At 68.3% G+C, this 25,942-nt stretch carries 23 protein-coding genes; 15 read left to right on the forward strand and 8 right to left on the reverse strand.

Features of this window, described 5'->3' with window-relative positions:
- The first annotated feature begins 373 nt into the window (after positions 1 to 373).
- The 6 genes from AC3WLC_RS26970 to AC3WLC_RS26995 all read left to right on the forward strand — a co-directional run bounded on the left by AC3WLC_RS26970 (position 374) and on the right by AC3WLC_RS26995 (position 6,798).
- Positions 374 to 1,546 (forward strand): slipin family protein, encoded by a 1,173-nt coding sequence (locus AC3WLC_RS26970; RefSeq protein ID WP_493686968.1) that lies wholly within the window; start codon positions 374 to 376, stop codon positions 1,544 to 1,546.
- A 316-nt stretch (positions 1,547 to 1,862) separates the two neighbouring features.
- Positions 1,863 to 2,849 (forward strand): hypothetical protein, encoded by a 987-nt coding sequence (locus AC3WLC_RS26975; RefSeq protein ID WP_493686969.1) that lies wholly within the window; start codon positions 1,863 to 1,865, stop codon positions 2,847 to 2,849.
- A 233-nt stretch (positions 2,850 to 3,082) separates the two neighbouring features.
- Positions 3,083 to 3,835, forward strand: a complete 753-nt coding sequence (locus tag AC3WLC_RS26980; RefSeq protein WP_493687158.1) for a sulfite exporter TauE/SafE family protein — start codon at positions 3,083 to 3,085, stop codon at positions 3,833 to 3,835.
- A 95-nt stretch (positions 3,836 to 3,930) separates the two neighbouring features.
- Complete coding sequence (gene otnI, locus AC3WLC_RS26985) at positions 3,931 to 4,710, forward strand: 2-oxo-tetronate isomerase (protein ID WP_493686970.1); 780 nt, start codon at positions 3,931 to 3,933, stop codon at positions 4,708 to 4,710.
- The gene (locus AC3WLC_RS26990) at positions 4,707 to 5,708 is read left to right on the forward strand and encodes a glucokinase (RefSeq protein ID WP_493686971.1); all 1,002 of its coding nucleotides are present in this window, start codon (positions 4,707 to 4,709) and stop codon (positions 5,706 to 5,708) included. The genes otnI and AC3WLC_RS26990 overlap by 4 nt, the downstream gene beginning before the upstream one ends.
- Before the next feature lie 43 nt (positions 5,709 to 5,751).
- Positions 5,752 to 6,798: an acyltransferase family protein gene (locus AC3WLC_RS26995; protein WP_493686972.1), complete on the forward strand. Its 1,047-nt coding sequence runs from the start codon at positions 5,752 to 5,754 to the stop codon at positions 6,796 to 6,798.
- 101 nt (positions 6,799 to 6,899) lie between these two features.
- Here AC3WLC_RS26995 and AC3WLC_RS27000 read toward each other — a convergent pair whose 3' ends face one another.
- On the reverse strand, positions 6,900 to 7,256 hold the full coding sequence (locus AC3WLC_RS27000) for a hypothetical protein (protein WP_493686973.1): 357 nt from the start codon (positions 7,254 to 7,256) through the stop codon (positions 6,900 to 6,902).
- Between the two features lie 110 nt (positions 7,257 to 7,366).
- Between AC3WLC_RS27000 and AC3WLC_RS27005 the strand changes: the two genes are divergently transcribed.
- A complete protein-coding gene (locus AC3WLC_RS27005) occupies positions 7,367 to 9,175 on the forward strand; it encodes an ABC-F family ATP-binding cassette domain-containing protein (protein WP_493686974.1) in 1,809 nt (602 codons plus the stop codon).
- Between the two features lie 231 nt (positions 9,176 to 9,406).
- Positions 9,407 to 10,153 carry a glucose 1-dehydrogenase gene (locus AC3WLC_RS27010; RefSeq protein WP_092156065.1) on the forward strand — a complete coding sequence of 249 codons (747 nt, stop codon included), beginning with the start codon at positions 9,407 to 9,409 and terminating at the stop codon, positions 10,151 to 10,153.
- Positions 10,154 to 10,157: 4 nt separating this feature from the next.
- On the opposite strand, the gene AC3WLC_RS27015 is transcribed toward AC3WLC_RS27010, so the two are convergent.
- Positions 10,158 to 11,057 carry a metallophosphoesterase family protein gene (locus AC3WLC_RS27015; protein WP_493686975.1) on the reverse strand — a complete coding sequence of 300 codons (900 nt, stop codon included), beginning with the start codon at positions 11,055 to 11,057 and terminating at the stop codon, positions 10,158 to 10,160.
- A 334-nt stretch (positions 11,058 to 11,391) separates the two neighbouring features.
- On the opposite strand from AC3WLC_RS27015, the gene AC3WLC_RS27020 reads away from it, so the two are divergent.
- Positions 11,392 to 11,913, forward strand: a complete 522-nt coding sequence (locus AC3WLC_RS27020) for an NUDIX domain-containing protein (protein ID WP_493686976.1) — start codon at positions 11,392 to 11,394, stop codon at positions 11,911 to 11,913.
- 3 nt (positions 11,914 to 11,916) lie between these two features.
- Here the strand turns inward: AC3WLC_RS27020 and AC3WLC_RS27025 are convergent, their stop codons facing one another.
- A complete protein-coding gene (locus AC3WLC_RS27025; RefSeq protein WP_493686977.1) occupies positions 11,917 to 12,501 on the reverse strand; it encodes a cytochrome b in 585 nt (194 codons plus the stop codon).
- Between the two features lie 261 nt (positions 12,502 to 12,762).
- On the opposite strand from AC3WLC_RS27025, the gene ribA reads away from it, so the two are divergent.
- Entirely contained in the window at positions 12,763 to 13,890 is a 1,128-nt protein-coding gene (ribA, locus tag AC3WLC_RS27030) for a GTP cyclohydrolase II RibA (RefSeq protein WP_493686978.1), read from the forward strand.
- Between the two features lie 47 nt (positions 13,891 to 13,937).
- Entirely contained in the window at positions 13,938 to 16,316 is a 2,379-nt protein-coding gene (locus AC3WLC_RS27035) for a glycosyltransferase family protein (RefSeq protein ID WP_493686979.1), read from the forward strand.
- 115 nt (positions 16,317 to 16,431) lie between these two features.
- On the opposite strand, the gene AC3WLC_RS27040 is transcribed toward AC3WLC_RS27035, so the two are convergent.
- The 4 genes from AC3WLC_RS27040 to AC3WLC_RS27055 form a co-directional block, all read right to left on the reverse strand.
- Complete coding sequence (locus AC3WLC_RS27040; protein WP_493686980.1) at positions 16,432 to 17,292, reverse strand: TIGR01459 family HAD-type hydrolase; 861 nt, start codon at positions 17,290 to 17,292, stop codon at positions 16,432 to 16,434.
- The gene (locus AC3WLC_RS27045) at positions 17,289 to 18,224 is read right to left on the reverse strand and encodes a sugar kinase (protein ID WP_493686981.1); all 936 of its coding nucleotides are present in this window, start codon (positions 18,222 to 18,224) and stop codon (positions 17,289 to 17,291) included. The genes AC3WLC_RS27040 and AC3WLC_RS27045 overlap by 4 nt, the downstream gene beginning before the upstream one ends.
- Positions 18,225 to 18,312: 88 nt before the next feature.
- On the reverse strand, positions 18,313 to 19,560 hold the full coding sequence (locus AC3WLC_RS27050; protein ID WP_493686982.1) for a coiled-coil domain-containing protein: 1,248 nt from the start codon (positions 19,558 to 19,560) through the stop codon (positions 18,313 to 18,315).
- Between the two features lie 86 nt (positions 19,561 to 19,646).
- On the reverse strand, positions 19,647 to 20,219 hold the full coding sequence (locus tag AC3WLC_RS27055; RefSeq protein WP_493686983.1) for a DUF1134 domain-containing protein: 573 nt from the start codon (positions 20,217 to 20,219) through the stop codon (positions 19,647 to 19,649).
- A gap of 184 nt (positions 20,220 to 20,403) precedes the next feature.
- Here AC3WLC_RS27055 and AC3WLC_RS27060 point away from each other — a divergent pair, with 184 nt between their 5' ends.
- Positions 20,404 to 20,922 (forward strand): YHS domain-containing (seleno)protein, encoded by a 519-nt coding sequence (locus AC3WLC_RS27060; RefSeq protein ID WP_493686984.1) that lies wholly within the window; start codon positions 20,404 to 20,406, stop codon positions 20,920 to 20,922.
- A gap of 6 nt (positions 20,923 to 20,928) precedes the next feature.
- Here the strand turns inward: AC3WLC_RS27060 and AC3WLC_RS27065 are convergent, their stop codons facing one another.
- Positions 20,929 to 21,774 (reverse strand): 3'(2'),5'-bisphosphate nucleotidase CysQ family protein, encoded by an 846-nt coding sequence (locus tag AC3WLC_RS27065; RefSeq protein ID WP_493686985.1) that lies wholly within the window; start codon positions 21,772 to 21,774, stop codon positions 20,929 to 20,931.
- A gap of 276 nt (positions 21,775 to 22,050) precedes the next feature.
- Here AC3WLC_RS27065 and chpT point away from each other — a divergent pair, with 276 nt between their 5' ends.
- The 3 genes from chpT (at position 22,051) to AC3WLC_RS27080 (ending at position 25,933) form a co-directional block, all read left to right on the forward strand.
- Positions 22,051 to 22,689 (forward strand): histidine phosphotransferase ChpT, encoded by a 639-nt coding sequence (gene chpT / locus AC3WLC_RS27070; protein ID WP_493686986.1) that lies wholly within the window; start codon positions 22,051 to 22,053, stop codon positions 22,687 to 22,689.
- A 125-nt stretch (positions 22,690 to 22,814) separates the two neighbouring features.
- On the forward strand, positions 22,815 to 25,433 hold the full coding sequence (locus AC3WLC_RS27075) for a hybrid sensor histidine kinase/response regulator (RefSeq protein WP_493686987.1): 2,619 nt from the start codon (positions 22,815 to 22,817) through the stop codon (positions 25,431 to 25,433).
- Positions 25,430 to 25,933, forward strand: a complete 504-nt coding sequence (locus AC3WLC_RS27080) for a chemotaxis protein CheW (protein WP_493686988.1) — start codon at positions 25,430 to 25,432, stop codon at positions 25,931 to 25,933. Before AC3WLC_RS27075 ends, AC3WLC_RS27080 begins: the two co-directional genes overlap by 4 nt.
- Positions 25,934 to 25,942 lie beyond the last annotated feature (9 nt).

The following is a 25,942-nucleotide window of genomic DNA, read 5'->3' on the forward strand; positions in this document are numbered from 1 at the left end:
AGCATTCGCTCCGCAAAAGCGAATTCACAATCGGGAAGCCGCCCTGCTTTCCACGCCGTGACGACCTGACCCGCCGCTTCAGTGGTGGAAAGGCTGTAGCGGCAAGCGTGTCCGATGCTCCGCGTCATGGCGGATACCGGCCGCCGAAACCGCCGTCGACACTGCGCGGCAAGCCTCCGCCTCCGGGCGGCGGTACGCTGCCCGAGGTCCCGCGCGTGCCCGGCTGCCTCTAAGCCATGATCCGCAACGGCCACGCTGGAAGGCGGGGCGGTGACCCATTTTTTCGAGTTTGCCGGAGTGGCGTGGTGCCGCCTCGGCCGCAAACAGCGTCTCGCGGCAAGGGCTGCGGGAGGCCAAGCCTATGGAGATGACGATGACGCGACATATTCTTCGCCTGACGGCGCGGATCGCAGAGAACGAGCGCGGCCTGCTCCGGCGCGACGGCAAGTTCGAGCGCCTGCTCGAACCCGGCCGGCACACGCTGCTCGACCCGATGCGCCGGCTGACCGTCGACATCGTCCCGGTCGTCGGCACCGAGCTGCCGGCCGAGCAGCTCAGCGTCTACGAAAAGGGCCATCCCGACTTCGTCGCACGGCATCTCCATGTCGTGCACACCGGTCCGGGCGAGGTCGCGATCGTCACCTTGGACGGTCAGTCCCGGCACTTCCTCGCGCCGCTGCAGACGCGCGCCTTCTGGACCTGCATCACGCGGGTCGAGAGCGAGCTGATCGACACCAGGGCCGTGCTCGCAGTCGAGCCCCGTCACCTCGACAAGCTCGACCTGACGCGTTCGCCCTTGGTCACGCTCGCGATCGTCGAGGCGCACGAGGTCGGCCTGCTCTTCGTCGACGGCGTGCTCGTCGACGAGCTCGCACCCGGTCGTCATGCCTTCTGGCAGGTCGGCCGCACGGTCAGGATCGCCAAGGTCGATCTGCGGCCCCAGCCGGTCGAGATCACCGCCCAGGAGATCCTGACCAGGGACCGCATCGCGCTGCGCGTCACGCTGACGGCCTTCCACCGCGTCACCGACGCGCGGAAGCTCGCTGCGGCGACGAACGATCTCGCCACGACGCTGTACCGGCTGGTGCAGTTCGCCGTGCGCGAGGCGATCGCGACCCGGGCGCTCGACGACATCCTGGCGGCCCGCGCCGCCATCGATGCCGAGATCAAGGCCTATGTGCGCGAGCGGATCACGGCGTTCGGCGTCGAGATCACCGAGCTCGGCATCAAGGACGTGATCCTGCCCGGCGAGGTGCGCGAGCTCCTCAACAAGGTCGTCGAGGCGGAGCGGGTGGCCAAGGCCAACCTGATCCGCCGCCAGGAGGAGACGGCGGCGACCCGCTCGCTCCTCAACACGGCGCGCCTGATGGAGGACAACCCGCTGCTCGTCCGCCTCAAGGAGCTCGAGGCGCTCGAGAAGCTGGTGGAGAAGGTCGGCCGCATCGACCTGCATGCGGGCGGCCACGGTGCGGGTCTGGAGGCTCTCCTCCAGAACCTCTACCGGCTCGGCCGCACGCCTGCCGAAGAGCTGGAGCGGAAGGCCTGACAGGCCTCGATGTGCATCCCTTCCCCCTTGTGGGGAAGGGATGGGGATGGGGGTGGCCCGGTTTGGTGAGACGCTGACGACAGAGGCGATCGCCGGACGGAACCACCCCCACCACTCTCTCCTCCCCACAAGGGGGAGGAGAAGCGCACCTGCCCGCCCCCTCGCAGCTTACCCACCCTTGGGGCCACGCGCTTTCATCGGCGCGTGGCCTTCTTTATGAGGAGCACATCGCGAGGCGGATGCGCGCCAGCCAGCCTGCGTTCATCTCGCCCTCTCCAAGATCGCGGCCCTGTAGCCGCTCAATCAAAGGATGGTCATGCGCAGCCTCGTCCGTTCGCTCACGGTTTCGCTCTCCCTCATTCTCGCTGCCGCCGGCGCGGCTCACGCCGCAGGCGACGTCGCCGTCGAGGTCAGGAACGAGTCGGAGCAGGTCGCCTGCGCCGAGAAGGACAACGTCACCATCAAGGCGATCTCGCCCGAGGTCCGGCGCTTCCGCATCGAGGCGGCGCACCCGGCCTATATCGCCGGCCTGCTCCGCGACAACTGGGATGCCGACTGGACCGATTGCGATATGAGCGGCGATCCCGTTTTCAAGGCGCCGGTGCCGCCGCAGCGCGTCACCTTCTACGAGAGCATCGAATACTGGCTGGTCGGCTACACCTTCGAGAGCTTCTGGCGCCCGGCCGAGACGACCTTCCGGGTCGGCGACCGCGTCGAGAAGGGCCTGCATCTCGTCCAGCTCTGGAAGCTCGGCAAGACCGGTTCCTATGAGGTGCTGGTCGTCTACCCGCAGGACGGCTACTGGCGCGTCCGGCCGCTGCCGCCGCCGCAGCTCTCGGCCGCGGCCTATGGCTCGTCCTTCCTGTTCGGCCCGGTCGAGCAGGACGGCGCGCGGCCGGTGGTGAACATCAAGGAGATCGCCTTCGATCCCAAGACGCTCTCCTTCAACCTCGCCTTCAAGGACGGCAGCTCGGGCACGCTGAAGCTCGACAGCGTCGACGAGAACCGCATGGTGCTCGACGCCGTGCTCGACAAGCCGGTGACCGGCGGCAAGGCCTTCGCCGCACTGCGCTCGATGTATGTCACCGAGTTCAACAACGACGTCGCCCGCATCGCCATCCGCGAGCCCGGCGCCAAGGGCTGGCGCGAGGAAGCGCTGATGCCCTTCACCGGCGGCAAGGCGACCGATGTCTGGATGGGCCGCGCCACCCATTCGCGCCACAACACCTCCTCGCCCGACATGGTGTTCCGTGCCTTCTCGAAGGACCCGAACCCGCCAGCCAAGCCGGAGGCGAAGAAATAGTTCGCCACTTTCCGATTGCGAGCGCTCCCCTTCTCCCCCTGCGGGAGAAGGGGGCTCGGCGAAGCCGAGACGGATGAGGGGTCGCTCAGGTCTGGAAAGCTCCGGGAAATGTAGACCGGGCCTGCTGGCAATCTGGCAATGTCGCCAGCCCCCTCATCCCAACCTTCTCCCGCAAGGGGAGAAGGGGTTCCCGCGCACCTGTCCCATCTGTCAGCCTCAGCTGGAAAGCCGTGATCGACACCCCCATCATCCTCAGCCTCGTCATCGGAGCCGCTCTCGCCGGCTTCGTGCAGGGCCTCTCCGGCTTCGCCTTCAGCCTCGTCGCGATGTCGGTCTGGGCCTGGACGCTCGATCCCAGGCTCGCCGCCGTCATGGCGGTGTTCGGCGGGCTGACCGGCCAGACCATCGCGGCCGTGACGGTACGCCGCGGCTTCGACTTCGCCCGGCTCTGGCCCTTCCTGCTCGGCGGCCTCGCCGGCATCCCGGTCGGCGTGCTGCTGCTGCCGCTGGTCGAGCCCAACCTGTTCAAGGCCGGGCTCGGCATCCTGCTGGCGGTCTGGTGCCCGATCATGCTGTTCGCGCCGCATCTGCCGCCGGTTCGTTTCGGCGGGCGCCTGGCCGACGGCGCGATCGGGCTCGGCGGCGGCATCATGGGCGGCTTCGGCGGCTTCACCGGTGTCCTGCCGACGCTGTGGTGCAGTTTGCGCCGCATGGACAAGGACGCACAGCGCTCGATCGTCCAGAACTTCAACCTGACCACGCTCGCCGCGACCATGCTCGGCTATGTCCTGGCCGGGAACGTCACGCGCGAGATGTGGCCGGCCTTCGCCATCGTCGCGCCGGCGATGCTGATTCCCTCGCTGCTCGGCGGAAAACTCTATATCGGCATCAGCGAGCAGGCCTTCCGCCGCATCGTGCTGAGCCTGCTGACCCTGTCGGGCATCGCACTGCTGGCCTCGTCATTGCCGCGACTGCTCGGCGGCTGAGAACGCGGAACTGTCCTGCGCAGTGCAGGTTACCAATGACGTGCCCGTCCTAACGGGCTAGCCTGCCGCCTCGATCCGACTGACGAGACCGACCAATGCCGCGTTTTGCCGCCAATCTCTCGATGATGTTCAACGAGTGGGAGTTTCTCGACCGCTTCAAGGCGGCCGCCGAAGCCGGATTCGAATCGGTCGAGTTCCTGTTCCCCTATGAGCACGCCCCCGAGAAGGTCGGCCTCGCGCTCGCCGGTGGCGGGCTGGAGCAGGCACTGTTCAATCTGCCGCCCGGCGATTGGGCCAAGGACGAACGCGGCATAGCGGCACTTCCCGGCCGAGAGGAGGAGTTCCGCAAGGGGATCGAGACCGCCCTGGCCTATGTCCACGAGACCGGCGTCAAGCGCCTGCACATGATGGCAGGCCTCACCGATCCGAACGATCCCGCAGCCCAGAAGGCCTATCGCGCCTCGCTCGCCTATGCCGCCGACAAGCTCGGCGAGCATGGCATCGACCTGCTGCTGGAGCCGATCAACGGCAAGGACATGCCGGGCTATTTCCTCAACGACTTCGACCAGGCGGCGGCTTACGTCCGCGAGGCCGGCCGGCCCAACGTCAAGCTGCAGTTCGACATGTATCATTGCGAGCTGATCCACGGCGATGTCGGCGCAAGGCTCGAGGCGCTCTACCCGCTTGTCGGCCATGTCCAGATCGCCAATGCCGAGGGCCGGCACGAGCCGGACGGCACCCGGCCCGATTATCCCGCTCTGTTCGCCCAGCTCGATTCGCTGGGTTATGCCGGCTTCGTCGGCTGCGAGTACCGCCCGCGCGCCGGCACGCTCGAAGGCCTCGGCTGGTTCTCGCCCTGGAAGAAGCACGCGTGAGCGCGGGCTTTCCTCATCCAGTCCTCGTCGCCGATATCGGCGGCACCAATTGCCGGCTCTCGCTGGTGCCGACGCCCGGCGCGCTGCACGAGCCGCTGGCCCGGATCAGCACCGGTGCGCACCCGACGCCGGAAGCTGCACTCGGCTCGGTGCTCTCTACGCTGACGGTGAAGCCGCGCTCAGCGATCCTCGCCGTCGCCGGCCCGCTCGACGGGCGTAAGGCGCAGCTCACCAATGCCAGCTGGCACTTCGACGGCCCGGAGCTCGGTCGGGCGCTCGGCTTCGAGCAGGGACTGCTGGTCAATGATTTCGAGGCGCTCGCCGCCTCGCTCGCCGTGCTTCGGGATCGCGACCTCTTCAATCTCGTCCGCGGCCAGCCGGAGCCGGAAGGCCCCCGCCTCGTGCTCGGTCCGGGCACCGGCTTCGGCGCCGCCGCCCTCTTGCGCCGCGGCGATACCGGCATGCTGGTGCCGACCGAATCCGGCCATATCGGCATCGGTCCGGAGGACCCGACCGAGGTGAAGCTCTGGCCGGCTCTCGCCGAGGGCATCCCGCGCGTCACCGTCGAGGAACTGCTCAGCGGCAGCGGGCTCATCCGCTTCCACCGGGCGGTGATGCGCCAGTCGGACGTCGCCGAACCCGACGTCAGCGCCGCCGACGTCAGCGCGCTGGCGCTCGACGGCAACCCCGGCGCGCTGATGGCGGTGGTCTGCTTCTGGCGGCTCTTGGCCCGCGTCGCCGGTGATCTTGCCCTCGGCTTCAAGGCGACGGGCGGGGTCTATCTCGCCGGCGGCATCGCGCCGCGCATCCTGCCGCTCGCCGACAAGGCGACGATCCATGCCGTCTTCGCCGGCAAGCCGCCGGTCGAGGATCTCGCCGCCCGCTTCGCGCTCAACGTGATCACCGCCGACGATCCGGCAGAACAGGGCCTCGCGGCGATCGCCGCCGCGCCCGGCCGCTTCGGCCTCGACGATCCCGCGCGCTTGTGGTTTGCCTGAGCGCTCCGGCGCTCACCCGCTCCTTCTCGAAGACGATTCCCACTTGCCCCAGCTCTATGGCATCCAGGTCCTGCGCGCGCTCGCGGCGCTGATGGTCGCGGTCCATCACGTCCAGGGGGACGCCGGCTTCCTCGCGGCCAGGACCGGCACCAGCTTCACGCCCTCCCATGCCCTGCCCTGGACGGCTGGCGTCGACCTGTTCTTCGTCATCTCCGGCTTCATCATGGTGCATTCCTCAACCGGATTGTTCGATCGGCTGGGTGGCGCGCGCCTGTTCATCGCCCGCCGCATCGCCCGGATCGTGCCGCTCTACTGGGCCGCGACGACGCTCTTCCTGCTGGTCCTCCTCGCCTCGCCCACGCTGGTGAATTCCGAGACTCCAAGCCTCCAGCAGATCGCCGCGTCCTATCTGTTCTGGCCGATGGCCAACGCCGCCGGAGAGTTGCAGCCGATCTATTCGCTCGGCTGGACGCTGAACTACGAGATGCTGTTCTACGCGCTGTTCGGCGCCGCCCTGCTGGCGCCCGCCCGGCTGGTCGTGCCGCTGGTCTGCATCGCCCTTGCCGGCCTGGTCGCGGCGCAGGCCCTGGCCGGGCCGCTTCGCCTGCCCTTCGGCTTCTGGGGCCAGCCGATCGTGCTCGAATTCGCTGCCGGCATGGCGGTCGGCCTGCTGCGCCGCAATGGACTAAGGCTTGACGGCCGCCTGCGCTGGCTGATGGCGGCGATCGGAATGGCCCTGTTCATAGTCGCCTCCGGCGACGGCTGGGCGCAGACGTCCTGGGGGGCCGTTGCTCTGCGCGGGCCGGCGGCGCTGCTCCTCGTCACGGCTGCGGCCTGCGGGCGCAACGTCACCGCCCCTTCGGCGCTGGTGCGGGCGCTCGCGGTCGTCGGCGACGCCTCCTACGCGCTCTATCTCGTCCACCCCTTCGCCATGCGGGCGCTGCGCGAGGTTTTTGCCCGCATCGCACCGAGCGCGACCGGGCTTTTCATCATGCTGGCTTTGCTCGCTGCCGTGCTCGCGGCGCTGGCGGTCTATCACTGGTTCGAGCGGCCGATGACGAAGGTGTTGCGGCGGGTGTTGCGAGCGTGACAATCCGCGTCATGGTCGGGCTTGACCCGACCATCTCGGAACCCAGCGAGCTGGTCCTGAGATTCTCGGATCTGCGCTTCGCTCCGTCCGAGAATGACGGGCTACTTCTTCAGCCGCATACCCTTCAGCGACTGCCCGACCACACCGCCATCGCGACGGCGCTCGGGCCGCTTGGCGACGATCGTCTCGACATGCTGTTCCTGCGGGAAATAGCCGCGCTCCAGCACTTCGAGCGTATATTCCTCATAGGTCAGCCCAAGCGCCTCGGCCCGCTCCTGCCGCCTCAGCGCGATCTCGCGCGGCTTCTTCCAGGCCTTGCGATGGGCGAAGCGCCAGTCGAAAGTGCGGCCGATCTCGCCTTTATCGGTTCGCGGCTTGCGCTTCTTCTCTTCCAGAGGCGGGCCGCCATTGTCGCCGATACGGGCGGGACGAGGCTTGCGCAGGGCCGGCTGTCTCATCGCGTCATCTCATATGAGATACAAAACGTATCTCATAGTGGATCAAGCTGGACCACCTCGCAAGACCCTTGATGGTGACAGCGCCGCCGCCGCAGTCTATCCCCCGCGCCATGGCTCCTCTGCTTCATCTTCGCGACGTCGCGCTCACCTTTGGCGGCCAGCCACTGCTGGAATCCGCCGAGATCGCCGTCTCCGGCGGCGAGAAGGTCTGCCTCGTCGGCCGCAACGGCTCGGGCAAGTCGACGCTGCTCAAGATCGCCGCCGGGCTGATCGAGCCCGACAGCGCCGAGCGCTTCCTCCAGCCCGGCGTCACCGTCCGCTATCTGCCGCAGGAGCCGGACTTCACGGGCTTTGCGACCTCGCTCGCCTATGTCGAAGCCGGCCTGGGGCCCGGCGACGACGCCTATCGCGCCCGCTATCTCGTCGAGGAACTCGGCCTCACCGGCGAGGAGGACCCGCGGGCGATGTCCGGCGGCGAATCCCGCCGCGCCGCGCTTGCCCGCGTGCTGGCGCCCGAGCCCGACATCCTGCTGCTCGACGAGCCGACCAACCATCTCGACCTTCCCGTCATCGAATGGCTGGAAGCGGAGCTGAAATCGCTGCGCTCGGCCATGGTGCTGATCAGCCACGACCGCCGCTTCCTCAGCAATCTCTCGCGCGCCACGATCTGGCTCGATCGCGGCCAGACCCGCCGCGTCGAGCGCGGTTTCGGCGAGTTCGAGGCCTGGCGCGACGAGGTGCTGGCGCAGGAGGAGCTCGACCGCCACAAGCTCGACCGCAAGATCGCCCGCGAGGAGGACTGGCTGCGCTATGGCGTCAGCGCAAGGCGCACGCGCAATCAGCGCCGCCTCGGCGAGCTGCATGCGCTGCGCGACCAGCGCCGCACCGCCCGCAAGGCTGTCGGCACCGTCAAATTGGAGGCCAGCGAGGCCCAGTCCTCGGGCAAGCTGGTGGTCGAGGCCGTCGGCATCACGAAGAGCTATGGCGATCGGCCGATCGTCAAGCCGCTCTCGCTGCGCATCGCCCGCGGCGACCGGATCGGCATCGTCGGCCCGAACGGCGCCGGCAAGACCACGCTGATCAACCTTTTGACTGGCGCGCTCAAGCCCGACGCCGGCACGGTGAAGCTCGGCACCGCGCTGGAGATGGTGACGCTCGACCAGAGTCGCGAAAGCCTCGATCCGGCGACGCCGCTCGGCGATGTCCTGACCGGCGGCGGCAGCGACCAGGTCATGGTCGGCGGCGAGCCGCGCCATGTCGTCAGCTACATGAAGGACTTCCTGTTCCAGCCATTGCAGCGTGGCACCGCCGTCGGCGCCCTCTCCGGCGGCGAGCGCGGCCGGCTGATGCTTGCGCGGGCCCTCGCCAAGCCTTCCAACCTCCTCGTGCTGGACGAGCCGACCAACGACCTCGACATCGAGACGCTCGATTTGCTGCAGGAACTGGTCGCCGACTATGCCGGCACCGTCCTGCTCGTCAGCCATGACCGCGACTTCCTCGACCGCACGGTCTCCTCGGTGCTGATCTCGGACGGCGACGGCGTCTGGACCGAGTTCGCCGGCGGCTATTCCGACATGCTGGCCCAGCGCGGCCGCGGCGTCGGCGCCAGGAGCCGGGCCACGCCGGAGAAGCAGGCGATAGAGGCAACCCCGAAAGCAGCGGCCGCGCCTGCAACCGCGTCCAAGCGCAAGCTCTCTTTCAACGAGAAGCACGCACTGGAGACCCTGCCGAAGAAGCTCGACGCACTGCAGGCCGAGGCCGGCAAGCTCAACGCCGCGCTCGCCGGCGATCTCTACACCCGCGATCCCAAGCTCTTCGCCAAGGCGACGGCAAGGCTCGACGAGGTCACGCGCGAGATCGCCGAAGCCGAGGAGCGCTGGCTCGAGCTGGAGATGCTGCGCGAGGAGATTGGGGCGTAAGCCAGCCGTCATTGCGAGCGAAGCGAAGCAATCCAGGGGGACGTAGGGCTCTACGTCTCCCTGGATTGCTTCGTCGCTGCGCTCCTCGCAATGACGTCGAGGACGCTTCGCCCGAGAATGACGCGTCCCGCCCATACAATTCCGCTATCCGGCCAATCGCGAAAGCGTATTTATCCCGCCGGCCAAATCGTCCCACAGTCGGCGCGCAGACAGAATCCTCGAGGAAGCACCATGAGACTGAAGGGCAAGACGGCGCTGATCACCGGCGCAGCGCAGGGCTTTGGCCTCGGCATCGCCGAGACCTTCGTGCGCGAGGGCGCGCGGGTCGCGGTGCTCGACATCAACGGCGACAAGGCCCGTGAGGCCGCCAAGGCGATCGGCCGCAAGGCTTTCGCCGTCGCCTGCGATGTCGGCAAAGCCAAAAGCGTCGATGCAGCCGTAGCCAAGGTGATCAAGCGCTTCGAGCGGCTCGACATCGTCGTCAACAATGCCGGCATCAGCCATCGCAACCAGCCGATGCTGGATGTCACCGAGGCCGAGTTCGACCGCGTCTTCGATGTCAACGTGAAGTCGATCTTCCTGATGGCCAGGGCGACCGTGCCGCATTTCCGCGAGCATGGCGGCGGCGTCATCCTCAATATCGGCTCGACCGCGGGCGTGCGCCCGCGCCCCGGCCTGACCTGGTACAATGGCTCGAAGGGCGCCGCGAACCTGCTCTCGAAGTCGATGGCGGTCGAACTTGCTCCCGATCGGATCCGCGTCAACGCCATCGCCCCCGTCGCCGGCGAAACGCCGCTGCTCGCGACCTTCATGGGCGAGGACACGCCGGAGAAGCGCAAGGCCTTCACCGCGACGATTCCCTGGGGCCGGTTCTCGACGCCGCAGGACATCGCCAATGCCGCGCTGTTCCTGTGCTCGGATGAGTCGGAGATGGTGACCGGCTCGGTGCTGGCGGTCGACGGCGGTCGCTGCGTCTGACGCGTCAGACGATCCCGCCACCCGTCAGCGGCATCAGCTGCAATAGCTTGACCGTGCCGTCGAGATCGAAGGCACGGCGCTCCAGGCTGATATGAGGGGCCGCCGGCGGCCCTTCGATCCGCAGCAGATGCCAGCAGGCGAGCTCGCCATGGCCGCCGCGCGGGCCGATCGAGGCCGAGGGCACGCCGACGATCGGCACGTCATGGCCAGGCCCCTGCCGCCAGGCCAGCGAGAAGCGGTGGTTATGGCCGTGCAGGACGAGCTCCGCTCCCACCCGGCGCAGCATCGCCTCGAAGGCATCGGCATCGACCAGCTCGCGCGTGCGCCGCGCACCGCCGACATAGGGCGGATGGTGGATCAGTACGACGCGGATCAGCCCATCGGCCTTGGCCTGCGTCAGCAGCTTCTCGGTGACGGCGATCTGGGCCGAGCCGACACGCCCCGTCGCCATCAGCGGCAAGGTCGGAATGCCGGTGTTCATCCCGATCAGCGCCACCGGGCCGCGCCTGCGATACCAGGGATAGCCCGCCTGCCCATCATCGCTGGCGCACCACGGTGCGAGCTCATACGACAGCGCAGCAAGTGATGAGCGCGTATAGCAGTCATGGTTGCCCGGCACGAAGCTGACGCTATCGCGCGGGCCGAGCGTATCGAGGAAGGAGAGCGCCGTCTTGAACTCGGTCGGCAGGCCAATATGCGAGACATCGCCGGTGCAGGCGATGTGGTCGGGCTTTTGCGCCAGAATGTCGGCGACGATCAGCCCGAGGATTTCCATGTCATGGGCGTGGCGCCGCTTGCGTCGCCAGTTGACATATCCGGTCGCGCGCTTGCCCAGCAGCTCGCGCAGCGAGAACTTGGTCAGCGGTCCGAGATGCGGGTCGGAGAGATGCGCGAGCGTGAACACGCTCAAGCGCTTGCCGTCAACGCCCGCGCCGCGTCAAGCATGACGGTGGCGGCGGGCGAAGATGACGCAGCCTGAAAAGGCTCAGTTGGCCGAGCCCATCAGCTCCGAGACGATGCGCGGATCGGTCAGGGTGACGGCCGGCTTCCAGACGTAGCGCGGCTTGGCATTCAGGCGAGCGGTGATGAAGGCGAGAAGCATGATAATTCCCCAGCGGTGATGCGAAACTTGTAACCGTCATTTAAGGCGCGTTTGCGTTATATCGAGAGGGCAAACAGAGTTCTGTTATGCGCCCATTGCATAGACAATTAATCCGACAGCAGGATTTGCCCACATCGTGAGCAACGAGGACGGATCCGGCCCGGGCTCGGGCGCATCGCGAATCGAGCGCGTACCGCGCGGGCTGCGGCGGCTGGCCGGCCGGGTTTTGCACCTCTATTTCCGCCTGCGCCGCGGCATGACCCTTGGCGTCCGCGCCGCCGTGCTGAGCGAGGCCGGCGAGGTCCTGCTGGTGCGCCACACCTATACGCCCGGCTGGCATATGCCCGGCGGGGGCGTCGAGCCGAACGAGACGCTTCACGACGCGCTCGCCAAGGAATTGCGCGAGGAGGCGAACATCATGCTGACCGGCCCTGCGGCGCTGCACGGCATCTTCCTCAACCGCCATGCCTCCACTCGCGACCATGTCGCCGTCTTCATCGTGCGCGCCTTCGCGCAGAGCGCGCCGAAGCAGCCTGATATCGAGATCGCCGAGGCGCGCTTCTTCCCGCTCTCGGCCCTGCCGGAGGGGACGACGCCGGGTACCCGACGCCGGCTGGTGGAGATCACCGAGGGGACCGCACGACCGGACGAGTGGTGAGCCCTATTTCAACCCCGGCAGCATCCGGCGCAGCACGCCGTCCTTGCGGATGAAAGTGTGGAACAGCGCCGCGCCGATATGCCCGCAGACCAGCAGCGCCAGCAGGATGGCGAGCCAGCCATGGAGGGCGAGCACACGCTTGGCGAGATCCTCATTGGGCGCGGCCAGTGCCGGCAGGTCGAACAGGTTGAACACCGTCAGCGACGGGAAGAGCGAGACGCCGATCCAGCCGAGCAGCGGCACGATCAGCAGCAAACCGTAGAGCATCCAATGCAGAAGATGCGAGGCGGCCTTCTGCCACCATTCCAGCGTCGGCTCGTCGGGTGGCGCACCATGCACCAGCCGGTAGATCAGCCGGCCGGCGCTGAGCCAGAGCACAAGGAAACCGATCGACTTGTGTGTCGAATAGAGCGCGTCGGTCACCCCGTCCCAGATGTCGAGCGTGTTGCCGCGATAGCTCATGGCGAGCCCGAGCGGGATCATCACGAACACTGCCGCGACCGTGATCCAGTGCAGCATGCGCGCCGTCGGACTGTAGACGGCGCCGCGTCCCGCGCTTGGCGTTACCGGGTCATGCCCCTGCGTCATTTCCCTTACGCGCTCCCGCTCGCCATATCTGGTCAGGGTCCGCTTCCGAGACTATTCATCTGGTGTTCAATCTCGCGCTTTTATAGGCCAGTCTGCAATCGGCTGCCGATCTGGCCTGTTGCGGGCACTGTCCTGGGAACCACGCAGAAGCGGATACGTTGTAGGAACGCGGTGTTGCATCGGACGCATCTGTCCAGGCGAGACGCGCGTAGCTAGCTCACATTCCTCCGCGCCTTCGGGCGCAATCTGACGGACTTTCCGATGCCTCAGTCGCGTAAGCTTTTCGACCGGCCGGGCGAGACCGATCTGGTCGCCGTCGACCGCGCTCTCGCCGAGTTCCGCGCCGCCCGCCCGGTGCTGCTGCGGCAGGGCGAGGAGCTGGCGCTGGCGCTGTCGGCCGAGCTCGCCGAAGCCGATCTCACCACCCGTCTCGATTCCCTGTCCGCCGGCAAGGCTCGCCTCGTGCTGAGCGCCGCGCGCCTGCGCCGTCTCGGCGCCAAAGGGCGCACCGAGACCGGCATCCTCGCCATGCCGGCGATCGACCTCTCCCGCATCGAGACGCTCGCCCTCAAGCTCGACGCCCGTGTCGATGCCCCCGTCGGGCCGGCCAATGCGCTCGACAACGCTGCGCTCGAACTCGCCCGCCTTTCGCTGGTGCTGCCGGCTGTGATCCTCGTTCCGGTCCAGGCCGCGCAGGTCGCCGGCGAGCCCCTGATCGAGGTCTCGATCGACGCCATCAACGGCTATCGCGCCGCGCAGGTCGCGCGCCTTGCCATCGTCGGCCGCGCGCCAGTGCCGCTCGAAGGCGCGCCCGATACCGAATTCGTCGTCTTCCGCGGCGGCGAGGGCCTGCGCGACCAGGTCGCGATCATCGTCGGCAAGCCGGATCTTACGGCCGCCGTGCCGGTGCGGCTGCATTCGGCCTGCCTGACCGGCGACCTGTTCGGCTCGCTGAAATGCGATTGCGGCGACCAGCTGCGCGAGACCGTGCAGTGGATGGCCGAGAACGAGGGCGGTATCCTGCTCTATCTCGACCAGGAAGGCCGCGGCAACGGCATCTCCAACAAGATGCGCGCCTACAAGCTGCAGAGCCAGGGCTGGGACACCTACGATGCCGACGAGGTGCTCGGCTTCGATCTCGACCAGCGCCATTTCGACTTCGCCGCAGCGATGCTGAAGCAGCTCGGCGTCTCCAGCGTCACGGCGCTGACCAACAACCCGCTGAAGATCGGGGCGATCAAGGCCGCCGGGCTCGAAGTCGCCGCGACCCAGCGCGTGCTCGGCCGCCCGAATGTCCACAATGTCCGCTATCTCGCCTCCAAGCGCGACCGCGCCGGCCACTTCATCGACATGGACGCGCTGATGGCGCGTGCCGCTCCCAAGGATTGACCGGCGCGAGCATTGATCGCGCCCCGGAGCTGGGGCAGGAAGCCCTGATGTCCGATGCTCCCCTGCCAGGTCGGGACCACCAAGAGACCGAGCCGCCGCCCGCTCCCTGGCCGACCGCCAGGGTGATGCTGCTGGTCTGCGCCGGCTGGCTGGCGCTGTCCTGGCCCTGGCTCTCCGGCGCCGTCACCGTGCCCTGGGACGCCAAGGCGCATTTCCATCCGCAGCTGCAATTCCTCGCCAGCGCCCTGCACAAGGGCCTCTCGCCGTTCTGGACGCCCTTCGTCTTCGCGGGATCGCCGCAGGTCGCCGACCCGCAATCGCTGATCTTCTCGCCGCCCTATTTCCTGATCGCCCTGCTCAATCCGGCCCCGGATTTCCGCTGGAGTGACGGCGCCCTATTGGGCTCGCTGCTTGTCGGCGCGCTCTGCCTCGTCCTCCTCTTCCGTGATCGCGGCTGGCACCCGGCCGGGGCGGTCGTCTGCGCCCTCTCCTTCTCCTTCGGCGCGGCCGCAGCCTGGCGCATCCAGCATGTCGGGCAGGTGCTGAGCCTGTCCTATTTCGCGGTGACGCTGCTGCTGCTCTCGCGCGCACTCGAACGCAGCTCCTGGCGCTACGGTTTTGCCGCCGGTCTCGCTGCCGGCTTCATGGTGCTGGGGCGCGACCAGGTCGCTCTGCTCGGCGTCTATGTCCTCGCCGGGCTCGTGCTCGCCGCGATCGCCATGGCCGACAAGCCACTGGCGGCGCTGCGTGCCAGCCTGATGCCGCTGCTGCTCGGCGTTGTCGGCGCCACGCTGGTCGCGACGATCCCGATCCTGCTCACCGCCGTGCTGGCGGAGGAATCGAACCGGCCCGTGATCGATCTCGCCGGCGCCGGCAAGGGCTCGCTGCATCCGGGCTCGCTGCTGACAGGGCTGATCGCCAATCTCTATGGCGCCTCCGGGCCGCTGGAGAATTTCTGGGGCCCGCCCAGCCCCGCCTGGGAGAAGCGCTTCGGCCCGCTCGATCTCTATCTCGCCCGCAATATGGGCGAGCTCTATCTCGGCCTGCTGCCGATCCTGCTCGTCGGCCGCGTCGGCATCGTCCGCGGCGCCCTGCTGCGGCGCGAGATCGTCGCACTCAGCGCCGCTGCGCTCCTCGTGCTGGTTTTCGCGCTCGGCCGCTATACGCCGGGCTTTGCCCTGCTTTTCCACCTGCCCGGCATCGACTTCTACCGCCGCCCGGCCGATGCGCTCTTCATCCTCGGCGCGCTGCTGGCGATCCTCGGCGGCTACCTCACCCATCTCGTCCTGACCGATACCGCGCCGCGCCCGCGCCGCTGGCAGATCGTGCTCGAGATCCTGCTGCTGCTGGCAGCTTTCAGTGCAGCGATATGGCTGGCCTGGACGGTCGGCCGGCTCCATGTCGCCTTCGTGCCGCTGGTCACCGCCCTGCTCTGCCTGATGCTGGTCGCAGGCGCGCTGGTCGCGGCGCGCGGCCTCGCTCTGCAGGGCGCCGGCATGGCCGCGACCATCATTCTCGCCGCCGCCATGGTCGTCGATCTCTCGGTCAACAACGGCCCGAGCGAGTCGACCGCCCTGCCGGCCGGGATGTACGAGGTGCTGCGCGCCGACAGCAGCAACGAGACCATCGCCTTGCTGAAGCGCGAGACCGCCCGCACCGCCGGCCCCGACCGGCGCGATCGCATCGAGCTCGCCGGAATCGACTTCCACTGGCCCAATGCCAGCCTTGTCCATGGCCTCGACAACACGCTGGGCTACAACCCGCTCCGGCTCGGCCTCTACAGTGAGGCGACCGGTGCCGGTGACCATGTCGCCTTGCCCGACCAGCGCACCTTCTCGCCGCTGATGCCGTCCTATCGTTCGCTGCTCGCCGACATGCTCGGCCTGCGCTTCATCGCGACCGGCGTCCCGGTCGAGGAGATCGACAAGCAGCTGAAACCCGGCGATCTCGTCCAGATCGCCCGGACCAAGGACGCCTATGTCTACGAGAACCCGCGCGCCCTGCCGCGCGTGCTCCTCGTCACGGAGGCGCAAGCTGCCGATTTCGGCGCCATCCTCAAAGGCGGGCAATGGCCGGCGGGCTTCGACCCACGCCGCACCGTCCTCTTCGACAAGGCGCCGCCACCCCTGCCGACCGGCCCGGCCCAGGCCGGCAGCGTGCGCATCCGCAATTACGGCACGACCGAGGTCCTGCTCGATGTCGATGCGCCGCGCGGCGGCTTCGTCGTGCTGAACGATGTCTGGCAGCCCTGGTGGCAGGTCGAGGTCGACGGCAAGCCGGCGCAGCTGCTGCGTGCCAACGTGATCTTCCGGGCCGTGCAGGTGCCGCCCGGCCGCTCGACCGTGCGCTTCGTCTTCCGCCCGCTCGACGGCCTCTATCACGCGATCGGCGAGCGCATCCGCAAGGCGAACCCGCCGCCGGTGTGAGGCACACGGTCCTGAACCGTCATTGCGAGGAGCGCAGCGACGAAGCAATCCAGGGAGACGTAGAGTTCTGCCGCTCCTGGATTGCTTCGCTGCGCTCGCAATGACGAAGCAGCACCTACCCCAGCGCCGCCATCGCCGCGACCGGCAAGGGCCGATGCCTCGCCAGCACCCGCGCGAGCCCGTCGGGCACCACCGCGCCATCGCGGATCGTCTCGTCGCGATGGATGCCACCGGCGATGAACAGGCTATCGAAGCCCATCATCCTGGCGCCGGCAAGATCGGTGCGCACGGCGTCGCCGATGACGAGTACGCGCGCCGGATCCACATCGCGCCCGCCCCGGGCCTCGCGGGCTGCCGCAAGGGCGAGATCATAGGCCGGGCGATGCGGCTTGCCGGCCCAGGCGACATGGCCGCCGAGCTCTTCATAGATCGTCGCCAGCGCCCCGGCGCAGGGCAGGAGATCATGGCCGACATGGACGACGAGGTCGGGGTTGCCGCAGATGAAAGGCAACCCGCGCACCGCGAAGCGCGACAGCAGCGGCCGGTACTGCTCCGGCTGTTCCTTGCGGTAATCGTTGAGTTCGGTCGCGACGACAAACTCAGCCTCGTCCTCGCCGACGATCTCGACGTCGAAGCCGGCAAACACCGCCCGGTCCTGCTGCCAGCCGATATGATAGGCCTTGCGCAGATGCGTCTCGCCGATCAGGGCGCGCGTCACGTCGCCGGAGGTCACCAGCCGGTCCCAGGCGGCGCGCGGCACGCGCTTGCCGTCGAGCACGCCGGCGATCTGGGCCGAGGGGCCCGGCGCGTTCGAGAGCAGCACCACCGTGCCGCCGCCCTCGCGATAGCGCATCAGGGCCTCGCAGGCCGGATCGAGCGCCAGAACGCCGTCATGGACGACGCCCCAGACGTCGCTGATCAGCACGTCGTAGCGCGCGAGCAGCGCGCCCGCTTCCATCAGGACAGGAACGCTCATGCCCGGCCAGCCGCCTCTTGTGCGATCCGCGCTTCCACGTCGGCCCGGCGCGGCAACGGCGCCACCGCGCCATAGCCCAGCGTCGACAGCGCCGCCGCCACATTGGCATAGGCTCCGGCCGCGAAGGCATCGCCGGTGCGGATGTATTCGGCCAGGAAGGCGCCGTCATAGCAGTCGCCGGCGCCGGTCGCGTCGATCGCGTCGACCTTGATCGGCACGAAGCGCTGGCGCCGATCCGGCGTCGCCACCAGCGAGCCCTCATGGCCGAGCGTCAGCGCCACGACCTTGGCACCGAGCTTGAGATAGAAATCGACGATCGCGTCGGGCTGCTCCAGCCCGGTCAGCAGCTTGGCGTCGCCATCGCCCGGCAGGACGATGTCGGCCATCCCGCAGGCGGCATGGACGATCGCCCGCGCCCGCGCCAGCGGCCAGAGCTTGAGCCTGAGGTTGGTGTCGTAGGCGGTGAGCACGCCGTTCTCACGCGCGATCGAAAAGGCCTCGAACACCGCATCGCAAGCGCTTGCCGAGATCGCCTGGCTGATGCCGGAAGCCTGGATCACCTTGGCCGAAGCGATGAGGTCCTTCGGCAACTGCGCCGGGCCGTAGAGGCTCGCGGCCGAGCCGGCGCGCAGATAGGAGAAGACGTGCCCCTGTGGGCCGTGGGAGACGAAATAGAGCCCCGTCGGCGCCGAAGGATGCGTCGAGACGTGAGCATCGTCCACGCCTTCGTCGGCCCATAATGACCGCCACGAACGGCCCGGCTCGTCATCACCGAGCGCACCGACATAGGCAACTTTCGCACCCTGTCGCGCTGCCGCAACCGCGCAATTCGAGGTGTCGCCGCCAAGACCGAAACGGTAGGCGCCCGCCTCGCCCCGCGTCGCGTTGAATTCGCCGAGGGGTTCACCGATACAAACGATATCCGTCATCATCCCAAACCGAACCAGCCGGCCGCGAAGGCCGCCACTCCTTCCCTAGAGCATGTCTGGCAAAAGAGGAAAGGCCCTGGTCGACAGGCGACTATTCCGCGGCCTCACGGCTTTCGGATGCGACCAGCAGCGCATCGGCCAGCCGCACGATCTCCTGGCGCAAGGCCGCTTCTCCCGCCGCCTTGCCGCCATTCTGCTTGCGCAACGCCGCGAGCTCGCGCTTCAAGCCCGCCCGGTCGGCGCGGGCCTGGTCACGGGCGCCCTGGACGGTGCTGATCTCGGCATGCAGCGCCTCGAGCATCTCCTCGCGCTCGCGCAGGGCGGCGCGATGCGCGGCCGCCTCGCTCGCCAGCTGCTCCTTCAGGCGCGCCTCGGCCACGGCGGCAGCCTCGATCCTGCCTTCCAGCGCCTTGATCCGTGCCAGCATCTCGGCGTGTTCGGCGGATGCCTGCGTCATCGCCGCCTCCTGTCGCGCGATCTCGGCGCCGAGCTTGATGGCGTTCGCATCAGCGGTACGCAGCGTCGCTTCAGCCTCATTTGCCCGCGTCGAAAGCGCATCGGCGCGCAGCCTCTCGCTATCGCGATCCAGTTTCATGGCGGAGAGGTTCGTGCGCGCCTCGGCCAGCGCCACTTCGGCCGTGGTAAGCCGCGCCGAGAAATCGTCGCGCTCGCCCTCCAGCCTGAGCCTGAGCGTGCCAGCCTCGACCAGGGCGACGCGCTGACGGTCGTGCTCGCTGTTCAAGCTCGAAAGCGACTGGTCGCGCTCCGCCAGCGTCGCCTCGGCTTTCTCATGGAGCGCTCTCAGCTCGGTGAGCTCGTGGCTGCGGGCGGCGAGATCGGCCGAGGTGCCGCTGAGCGCCTGACGGATCTCGGCAAGCTGCCCCTCCACCGCAGCGAGATCGCTGACGCGGCTCGACAAGGTCGCTTGCGTCGTCTGGTGACCGGCGCTTTCACTGGACAGCGACTCGCGCGTCTCAGCCAGCTCCTGTGTCCTCTGCCCGAGTTCGGCCTCGAGCACCCCGATCCGCTGCTTGCGTTCGCCGAGATCGGTTTCCAGCCGGCCGATCGTCATGTCGCGCCGGCCGATCTCGCTCATCGCGCCGGCCTTGGCGGCAAAGCCGCTCTCGGCTTTCTGCTCCAACGCCCGCTCGCGAACCGCCAATTCGGCGCGCAGATGGTCGCGGTCGGCGGCGATCTCGGCAAGCGACAGCGGGAATGCGGCCTCGGCCCGGCGCCGCGCCAGCCGGTCGGCCCGGCGGCTCAGCGCCGGCAGCGCCGCAAGGGCGAGCAGGCTTGCCGACAGGAAGCCGAGCGCGACGAGCATGACGGCTTCGATCAAGGCGGAGCGGCTCCCATGTCTGCGATCAGCCCGGGCTCAGGCTGCCATGCCTTGATAGATAAGGCCAGCAGCCGGCAATTGTCAGGTCAGAACGGGTTCCAGGTCGCCTCGGGCGTGAACTTGAGATAGCCGAGGTTGACGCCGAGCCGCCAGCCGACGCCGGTGCGGATCGGCACCACCATGACGCCGCCGGCGGTCAGCGCGGTGAAGCCGAAGCCGCCGACGAAATAGACCGAGCCGTCGACCCCGCCGAAGCGCTGGTAGAGCGCGCTGACGCTCGGCAGGTTGTAGACCAGCATCATCGTGCGCGCGCCGTCGCCGCCGAAGTCGAAGCCGACCGACGGCCCCTGCCAGAACACCCTGCGGTCGCCGGCATTGCGGGTAAACAGCGTGCCCTCGCCATAGCGCAGGCCACCGACGAAGGCGCCCGACGCCTCTTGGCCGAGCACATAGCCGTTCGGCTCGCCCCAGCGGCGCACCGCTTCCTCGACCGTCAGCGCAAAGCCGCGCGAGACATTGCCGAAGAACTGATGGCCGGAGGTGACCAGCTCGTTCTGGGTGAAGGAGCGCTCGGCCGGCTGGGCGGTGGCGGGACCGGCGGCAAGGCCCGCGCCGAGCAGCAGGGCGCTAGCGAGCAGGGTGCGGCGGGTATGGTTCATCTCATCGTCTCCAGGCAAGCGCCGGGCATTGGGCATTCGGCCTCCTGCCGGGATGGCGTCGACGGCGGGTCGTGCGAATCCTCGCGACCACGGTAACCTCTTGGATACGCCGTATGTGTATCCAAGCGGTGAACTGCGGCGCAGGACGTGCCGTAACGCGACTAGAACCAAGGATTGGTGGGCGATGAAGGCCGCAGCAAGGCATGCCGGGATCGTGATCGCCGGTATCGTGACAGGCTGCGTGCTTCTTCTTGCCGTGCAGGAGAGCCGGGCGTCGGCCCTCCCCACGGGCCTGCCGGAACTCCCCGGTCTCGGCGAAGTCATGCAGCGCGACAACCGCACCGGCTTGGCGCTCTCCGGTTTCGATCCCGTCGCTTATTTCCTGAACGATGCCGCCGTTCCGGGCCTGCCTGACTACGAACTGCTTCATGGCGGTGCGGTCTGGCGCTTCGCCAGCGCCGCCAACCGCGATGCCTTTCGCGAGGCGCCGCAGGTCTACACACCGCGCTTCGGCGGCTTCGACGCCAGCGGCGTGGCGGATGGACGCGCTGTCGATGCCGACCCGCATCGCTTCGCCATCATCGGCTCGCAGCTCTATTTCTTCCGCAGCGACGAGAACCGCCGGCGTTTCATCAGCGAAGCTGCCTTGCGGGCGCAGGCCCAGCAGCGCTGGCCCGCCGTCGCGACCTCGATCGCGCGCTGAGTCGGGTCAAGCGCAGCGGCAGCTCGCCGCTTTCTCGATCGCGAGACGAGCCAGACGCTCGCAGCCCGCCGCGACGAAGGGCGGATTGCGGAAATCCCGCTCGGCATGGCCGTAGCCGGGCTTCTGCCCGTCGAGGGTCAGCACAATGCCGCCGGCCGCAGCGAGGATGGCGTCGCCAGCGGCGATGTCCCATTCCATTGTCGGGCCGCCGCGCACATGCAGATCCGCCTCGCCGGACGCGATCAGCGCGAATTTCACGGCCGATGACACCGGCGCGCCGTCGCCCTTCGCGACCGCGGCGGCGACGCCGGCGCTGACCGTGTCGCCATGGAAGCGGCTGACCAGCATCAGCGGGCCGTCCTCCGGCTCGCACCGGACATGGACCTGCCGCGCGGCGCCCAGCGGCTCCGCTTCGGCATCGAGCTCCTGGGCAAAACTGCGCTCGCCGCCATACCAGAGCCGGCCGATGGCGGGCGCGGCGATCGCCCCGGCGAGCGGACGTCCGTCCAGGATCACGGCGATGGCGACGCAATAGCTGTCGCCGGAGGCAAGAAATTCGCGCGTGCCGTCGAGCGGATCGAGCAGGATGAAGACGGAAGCCGGCGCGACCTCGCCGACGCTCTCCTCGCTGATCACCGGGAAGCCCGGCAGCAGCTCGGCCAGCGCCTGCTTGGCGGCGAAATCGGCGGCGAGGTCGGCGGAGCAGACCGGCGAGCCGTCCGCCTTGAGCTTGACGTCGCGCGCCGCCCGCTTCGCCAGCAGGACGGCAGCCGTGCGCCGTGCCGCCTCGCCAAGGGCGCGCGCAAGCCCGTCCCGGTCGGTCAGGCGGGGGTCGTCGTAAGCGATGGCCATGTTTCGAACCAGTCTCGCCGGCGCCGTGTGCCGATCTCAAGAGCCATGCCGGGCGGCGCCTCCGGCGATATCACTCCATTAGGTAGTGCATGGTGCGGTAAAGAAAAAGCCGGCTCGCCTTCTGGCAGCCATCTTGCCGGGGCATGCCGGAAGGGCCCCCCTGCCCGAGCGCGCGCTGAGGCTATGGTTAACCAACTGCAAACCAGCGGCGCGCATGCTGCAACACCGATATGGGGTGCAATGTCGCCCTGATTCTCTTGACCGCAGGACCGGATCATGACCGCCATCTCGCTCGAGCCGCTCGATCTGGCCGCACTTCTCTGCAGCCGCGTCTGCCATGACGTGATCAGCCCCGTCGGCGCGATCGTCAACGCGCTCGAAGTGCTCGAGGAAGACGACCCTTCGATGAAGGAGTTCGCGCTCGACCTGATCAAGAAGAGCGCGCGCAACGCCTCGGCCCGGCTGCAATTCGCGCGGCTCGCCTTCGGCGCCGCCGGCTCGGCCGGCGCGATGATCGACCTCGGCGATGCCGGCGCCGTTGCCAACGGCTTCCTCAACGACGAGAAGCTCTCGCTCGACTGGGAGGCGCCGCGCGCCCTCTTGCCGAAGAACCAGGTCAAGCTGGTGCTCAACCTGCTGGTCCTGGCGACGCAGGCGATCCCGCGCGGCGGCAAGATCACCTGCCGTTGCACGCTCGCCGGTGAGCAGGGCAGCTTCGCCATCACCGCCACCGGCTCGCATGCGCGCATTCCCGCCCATGTCGAGGACCTGATCGCCGGCCGCTCCGAGAGCGGCGCCATCGACGCCCACGCGGTCCAGCCGGTCTATACCGGCATGGTCGCGCGCGCCGCGAACATGAAGATCACCTTCGCGATCGAGGGCGACACGGTCAGCATCGGCGCGGAGCCGGCCTGAAGCCCCAAGGGAAGGCCGCCCCGACGCCAGGATTCCTTGCGGTTTCCGCTCGCTCTCAACCGATCATAAACCCTTGCACCGCAATATCCGCGGCAGCATCGGTGGCGTGAGTGAGCGGTCCTTGCATGGACGAGTTGCTGCAAGAGTTTCTGGGAGAGACCGGCGAGCACCTCGACATGGTCGATCGGGAGCTCGTCCGCTTCGAGCAGGAGCCGAACAACGGCGACATCCTGCGCAACATCTTCCGGCTCGTCCACACGGTCAAAGGCACCTGCGGCTTCATCGGCCTGCCGCGTCTGGAAGCACTGACCCATGCGGCCGAATCCGTGATCGGCCAGTTCCGGGACGGCGCGAGCGTTTCCTCCAGCGCGGTCACCGCGATCCTCGAGACAATCGACCGGATCAAGGAGATCATGGCCGAGCTCGCCGAGAAGGGGCAGGAGCCGCCCGGCCATGACGGCCAGCTGATCGACGAATTGCGCGGCTTGGCCGAGCGCGCCAAGCTGGAATTGGCCAGGCGGCAATCGCACTCCTCGCTCGATCCCGTCGCCGCCTATCTTGCCCGTACCGCTGAGACCAGATCGGCCGAAGCGGCGGTTACGCCCGCCGCCGGCGCGATAGCGGACGATATGGACCTGGTCTTCCGCGCCGCGCCGAGCCCGCTCGACCAGCCCGGCATGGCCCATGGCGACACCGCCCGCGACGCCAGGGCGGCCGGGCCGGCGACATTGCGCGTCAATGTCGACACGCTCGAGCACCTGATGACCATGGTCTCGGAGCTGGTGCTGACCCGCAACCAGCTGCTCGAGATCGCCCGCCGGCAGGAGGATGCCGGCCTCAAGGCGCCGCTGCAGCGGCTCTCGCTCATCACCGCCGAATTGCAGGACGGCGTGATGAAGACGCGCATGCAGCCGATCGGCAACGCCTGGTCGAAGCTGCCGCGCATCGTCCGCGACCTCTCCACCGATCTCGGCAAGCGGATCGAGCTGGTGATGGAGGGCGCCGAGACCGAGCTCGACCGCCAGCTGCTCGACCTGATCAAGGACCCCCTCATCCACATGGTGCGCAATTGCGCCGACCATGCGATCGAGGACCCGCAGGAACGCGCTGGCCTGGGCAAGCCGGAAACCGGCACGATCCGGGTCTCCGCCTATCACGAGGGTGGCTCGGTCACGATCGCCATCTCGGATGACGGCCGCGGCATGGATGTCGCCCGCATCCGCCAGAAGGCGATCCAGCGCGGGCTGGCCAGCGAGGCCGAGGCCGAGCGGATGAGCGAGTCGCAGCTGCTGCGCTTCGTCTTCCATCCCGGCTTCTCGACCTCCGATTCCGTCACCGCGATCTCCGGGCGCGGCGTCGGCATGGATGTGGTCAAGGTCAATGTCGACGCGATCGGCGGCATGATCGACATCGCCAGCATCGCCGGCACCGGTACCACGATCACGATCAAGATTCCGCTGACGCTGGCGATCGTCTCCGCCCTGATCGTCGCGACGCAGGGCCAGCGCTTCGCCATCCCGCAGGTGGTCGTGCGCGAGCTGGTGCGCGTCAAAGCCAGTGGCGAGCACCGCATCGAACGCATCAACAACGCCCCCGTGCTGCGCCTGCGCGAGCGGTTGCTGCCGATCATCGCTCTCGCCGGTGTTATGAACCGGACGACGGACGCAGGCATCGCCGATGACGGCTTCATCGTCGTGACCCAGATCGGCGAACGGCAGTTCGGCATCCTCGTCGAGTCGGTGTTCCACACCGAAGAGATCGTGGTGAAGCCGATGTCGACGCGGCTGCGCCACATCCCGCTGTTCTCGGGCAACACCATCCTGGGCGACGGCGCCGTGGTGCTGATCGTCGATCCCAACGGCGTCGCCCGGCTCGTCGGCGTGGCGGCGGCACAGGACGAGATCGCCTCGGACGATCCCGTCGAGATGGGCTCGCCGGTCGAGCGCACCACGATGCTGGTGTTCCGGGCCGGCAAGGACACGGTCAAGGCCGTGCCGCTCTCCCTCGTCACCCGGTTGGAAGAGGTCGAGGCCGGACTGTTCGAGAACGGCGGGGGGCGCACCTTGCTCAACTATCGCGGGCGGCTGATGCCGGTCGTGCCGGTCGAGGGCTGCGCGCTCCGGCAGACCGGCCTGCAGCCGATGGTGATCTTCTCCGAAGGCGATTTCAGCATGGCGCTGGCGGTCGACGCCATCGTCGACATCGTCGACGAGGTGCTCGACATCGAGATGCTGGCCATGCCCGAGCAGGGGCTGCTCGGCTCGGCGATCATCCGCGGCCGCGCCACCGAGATCCTCGATCTCGCCCATTATCTGCCGAAAGCCAACCCCAACTGGCTGCACATGCGCCGCAGCGAGGCCGGTTCGCCGCGCGTCCTGCTGATCGAGCCCTCCGAGTTCCTGCGCGAGATGCTCGCCCCCGTGCTGAAGGCGGCGGGCCTGCAGGTCATCCACGCCTCGGACCCGGCGATGGCCGCCGGCCTCGCCTCCGGCAGCGCCGAGATCGACGCCATCGTCATCGACATCGATCGCGACGCCGAGGCCGCTTTCGCTCTCGCCGCCCGGCTGCGGGCCGAAGCCCGCCATGCCGGGCTGCGCATCATCGGGCTGACCAGCCTGCCGACCCCCGAATTGCATGTCGCCGCGATCCAGGCGCAGCTCGACGAGGTCGTCGCCAAGTTCGACCGGCGCGCGCTGATCGCCGAGCTGGCTGAAACCCGTCCCAGACTGAGGCGCGCCGCATGACCGAGCAGCATGAGGAGAGCGCTGCCGGCCTTGCGGCCTTCGAGGACTCGCTCGACTACGTCACCGTCACCGTGGGCGGCCAATTGCTCGGCCTGCCGATCGGGCGCGTGCAGGACGTGTTCATCGCGACGCGCATCACGCCGGTGCCGCTGGCCCCCTACGAGATCGTCGGCCTGATCAATCTGCGCGGGCGCGTCGTCACCGCGATCTGCATGCGCCGGCGCATGCGCCATGCCGACACCGGGCCCATGCCGACCGGCACGGATGAACAGGAGCTCACCGCGGTCGGCCTCGACCAGGGCGGCGAGGCCTTCGCCCTGATCGTCGACGCCGTCGGCGAGGTGATGCGCCTCAGCCGGACGACCTTCGAACCGGTGCCGATCCATCTCGACCGCGCCTGGGCGGCCATCGCCAAGGGCGTCCACCGCCTCGACGACCGCCTCCTGGTCGTCATCGACGTCGACGCCGTCCTCAACATCGACTTGCCGATCGCCGCCTGACGATCCGCC

Source organism: Allobosea sp. GW821-FHT03A12, from assembly GCF_058986765.1.

Bases quoted from the DNA above. Each gene is read 5' to 3' on its own strand.
- AC3WLC_RS26970 (WP_493686968.1), top strand. From the start codon at position 374: ATGACGCGACATATTCTTCGCCTGACGGCGCGGATCGCAGAGAACGAG.
- AC3WLC_RS26975 (WP_493686969.1), top strand. From the start codon at position 1,863: ATGCGCAGCCTCGTCCGTTCGCTCACGGTTTCGCTCTCCCTCATTCTC.
- otnI (WP_493686970.1), top strand. From the start codon at position 3,931: ATGCCGCGTTTTGCCGCCAATCTCTCGATGATGTTCAACGAGTGGGAG.
- AC3WLC_RS27000 (WP_493686973.1), bottom strand. From the start codon at position 7,256: ATGAGACAGCCGGCCCTGCGCAAGCCTCGTCCCGCCCGTATCGGCGAC.
- AC3WLC_RS27005 (WP_493686974.1), top strand. From the start codon at position 7,367: ATGGCTCCTCTGCTTCATCTTCGCGACGTCGCGCTCACCTTTGGCGGC.
- AC3WLC_RS27010 (WP_092156065.1), top strand. From the start codon at position 9,407: ATGAGACTGAAGGGCAAGACGGCGCTGATCACCGGCGCAGCGCAGGGC.
- AC3WLC_RS27025 (WP_493686977.1), bottom strand. From the start codon at position 12,501: ATGACGCAGGGGCATGACCCGGTAACGCCAAGCGCGGGACGCGGCGCC.
- ribA (WP_493686978.1), top strand. From the start codon at position 12,763: ATGCCTCAGTCGCGTAAGCTTTTCGACCGGCCGGGCGAGACCGATCTG.
- AC3WLC_RS27035 (WP_493686979.1), top strand. From the start codon at position 13,938: ATGTCCGATGCTCCCCTGCCAGGTCGGGACCACCAAGAGACCGAGCCG.
- AC3WLC_RS27040 (WP_493686980.1), bottom strand. From the start codon at position 17,292: ATGAGCGTTCCTGTCCTGATGGAAGCGGGCGCGCTGCTCGCGCGCTAC.
- AC3WLC_RS27045 (WP_493686981.1), bottom strand. From the start codon at position 18,224: ATGATGACGGATATCGTTTGTATCGGTGAACCCCTCGGCGAATTCAAC.
- AC3WLC_RS27055 (WP_493686983.1), bottom strand. From the start codon at position 20,219: ATGAACCATACCCGCCGCACCCTGCTCGCTAGCGCCCTGCTGCTCGGC.
- AC3WLC_RS27060 (WP_493686984.1), top strand. From the start codon at position 20,404: ATGAAGGCCGCAGCAAGGCATGCCGGGATCGTGATCGCCGGTATCGTG.
- AC3WLC_RS27065 (WP_493686985.1), bottom strand. From the start codon at position 21,774: ATGGCCATCGCTTACGACGACCCCCGCCTGACCGACCGGGACGGGCTT.
- chpT (WP_493686986.1), top strand. From the start codon at position 22,051: ATGACCGCCATCTCGCTCGAGCCGCTCGATCTGGCCGCACTTCTCTGC.
- AC3WLC_RS27075 (WP_493686987.1), top strand. From the start codon at position 22,815: ATGGACGAGTTGCTGCAAGAGTTTCTGGGAGAGACCGGCGAGCACCTC.
- AC3WLC_RS27080 (WP_493686988.1), top strand. From the start codon at position 25,430: ATGACCGAGCAGCATGAGGAGAGCGCTGCCGGCCTTGCGGCCTTCGAG.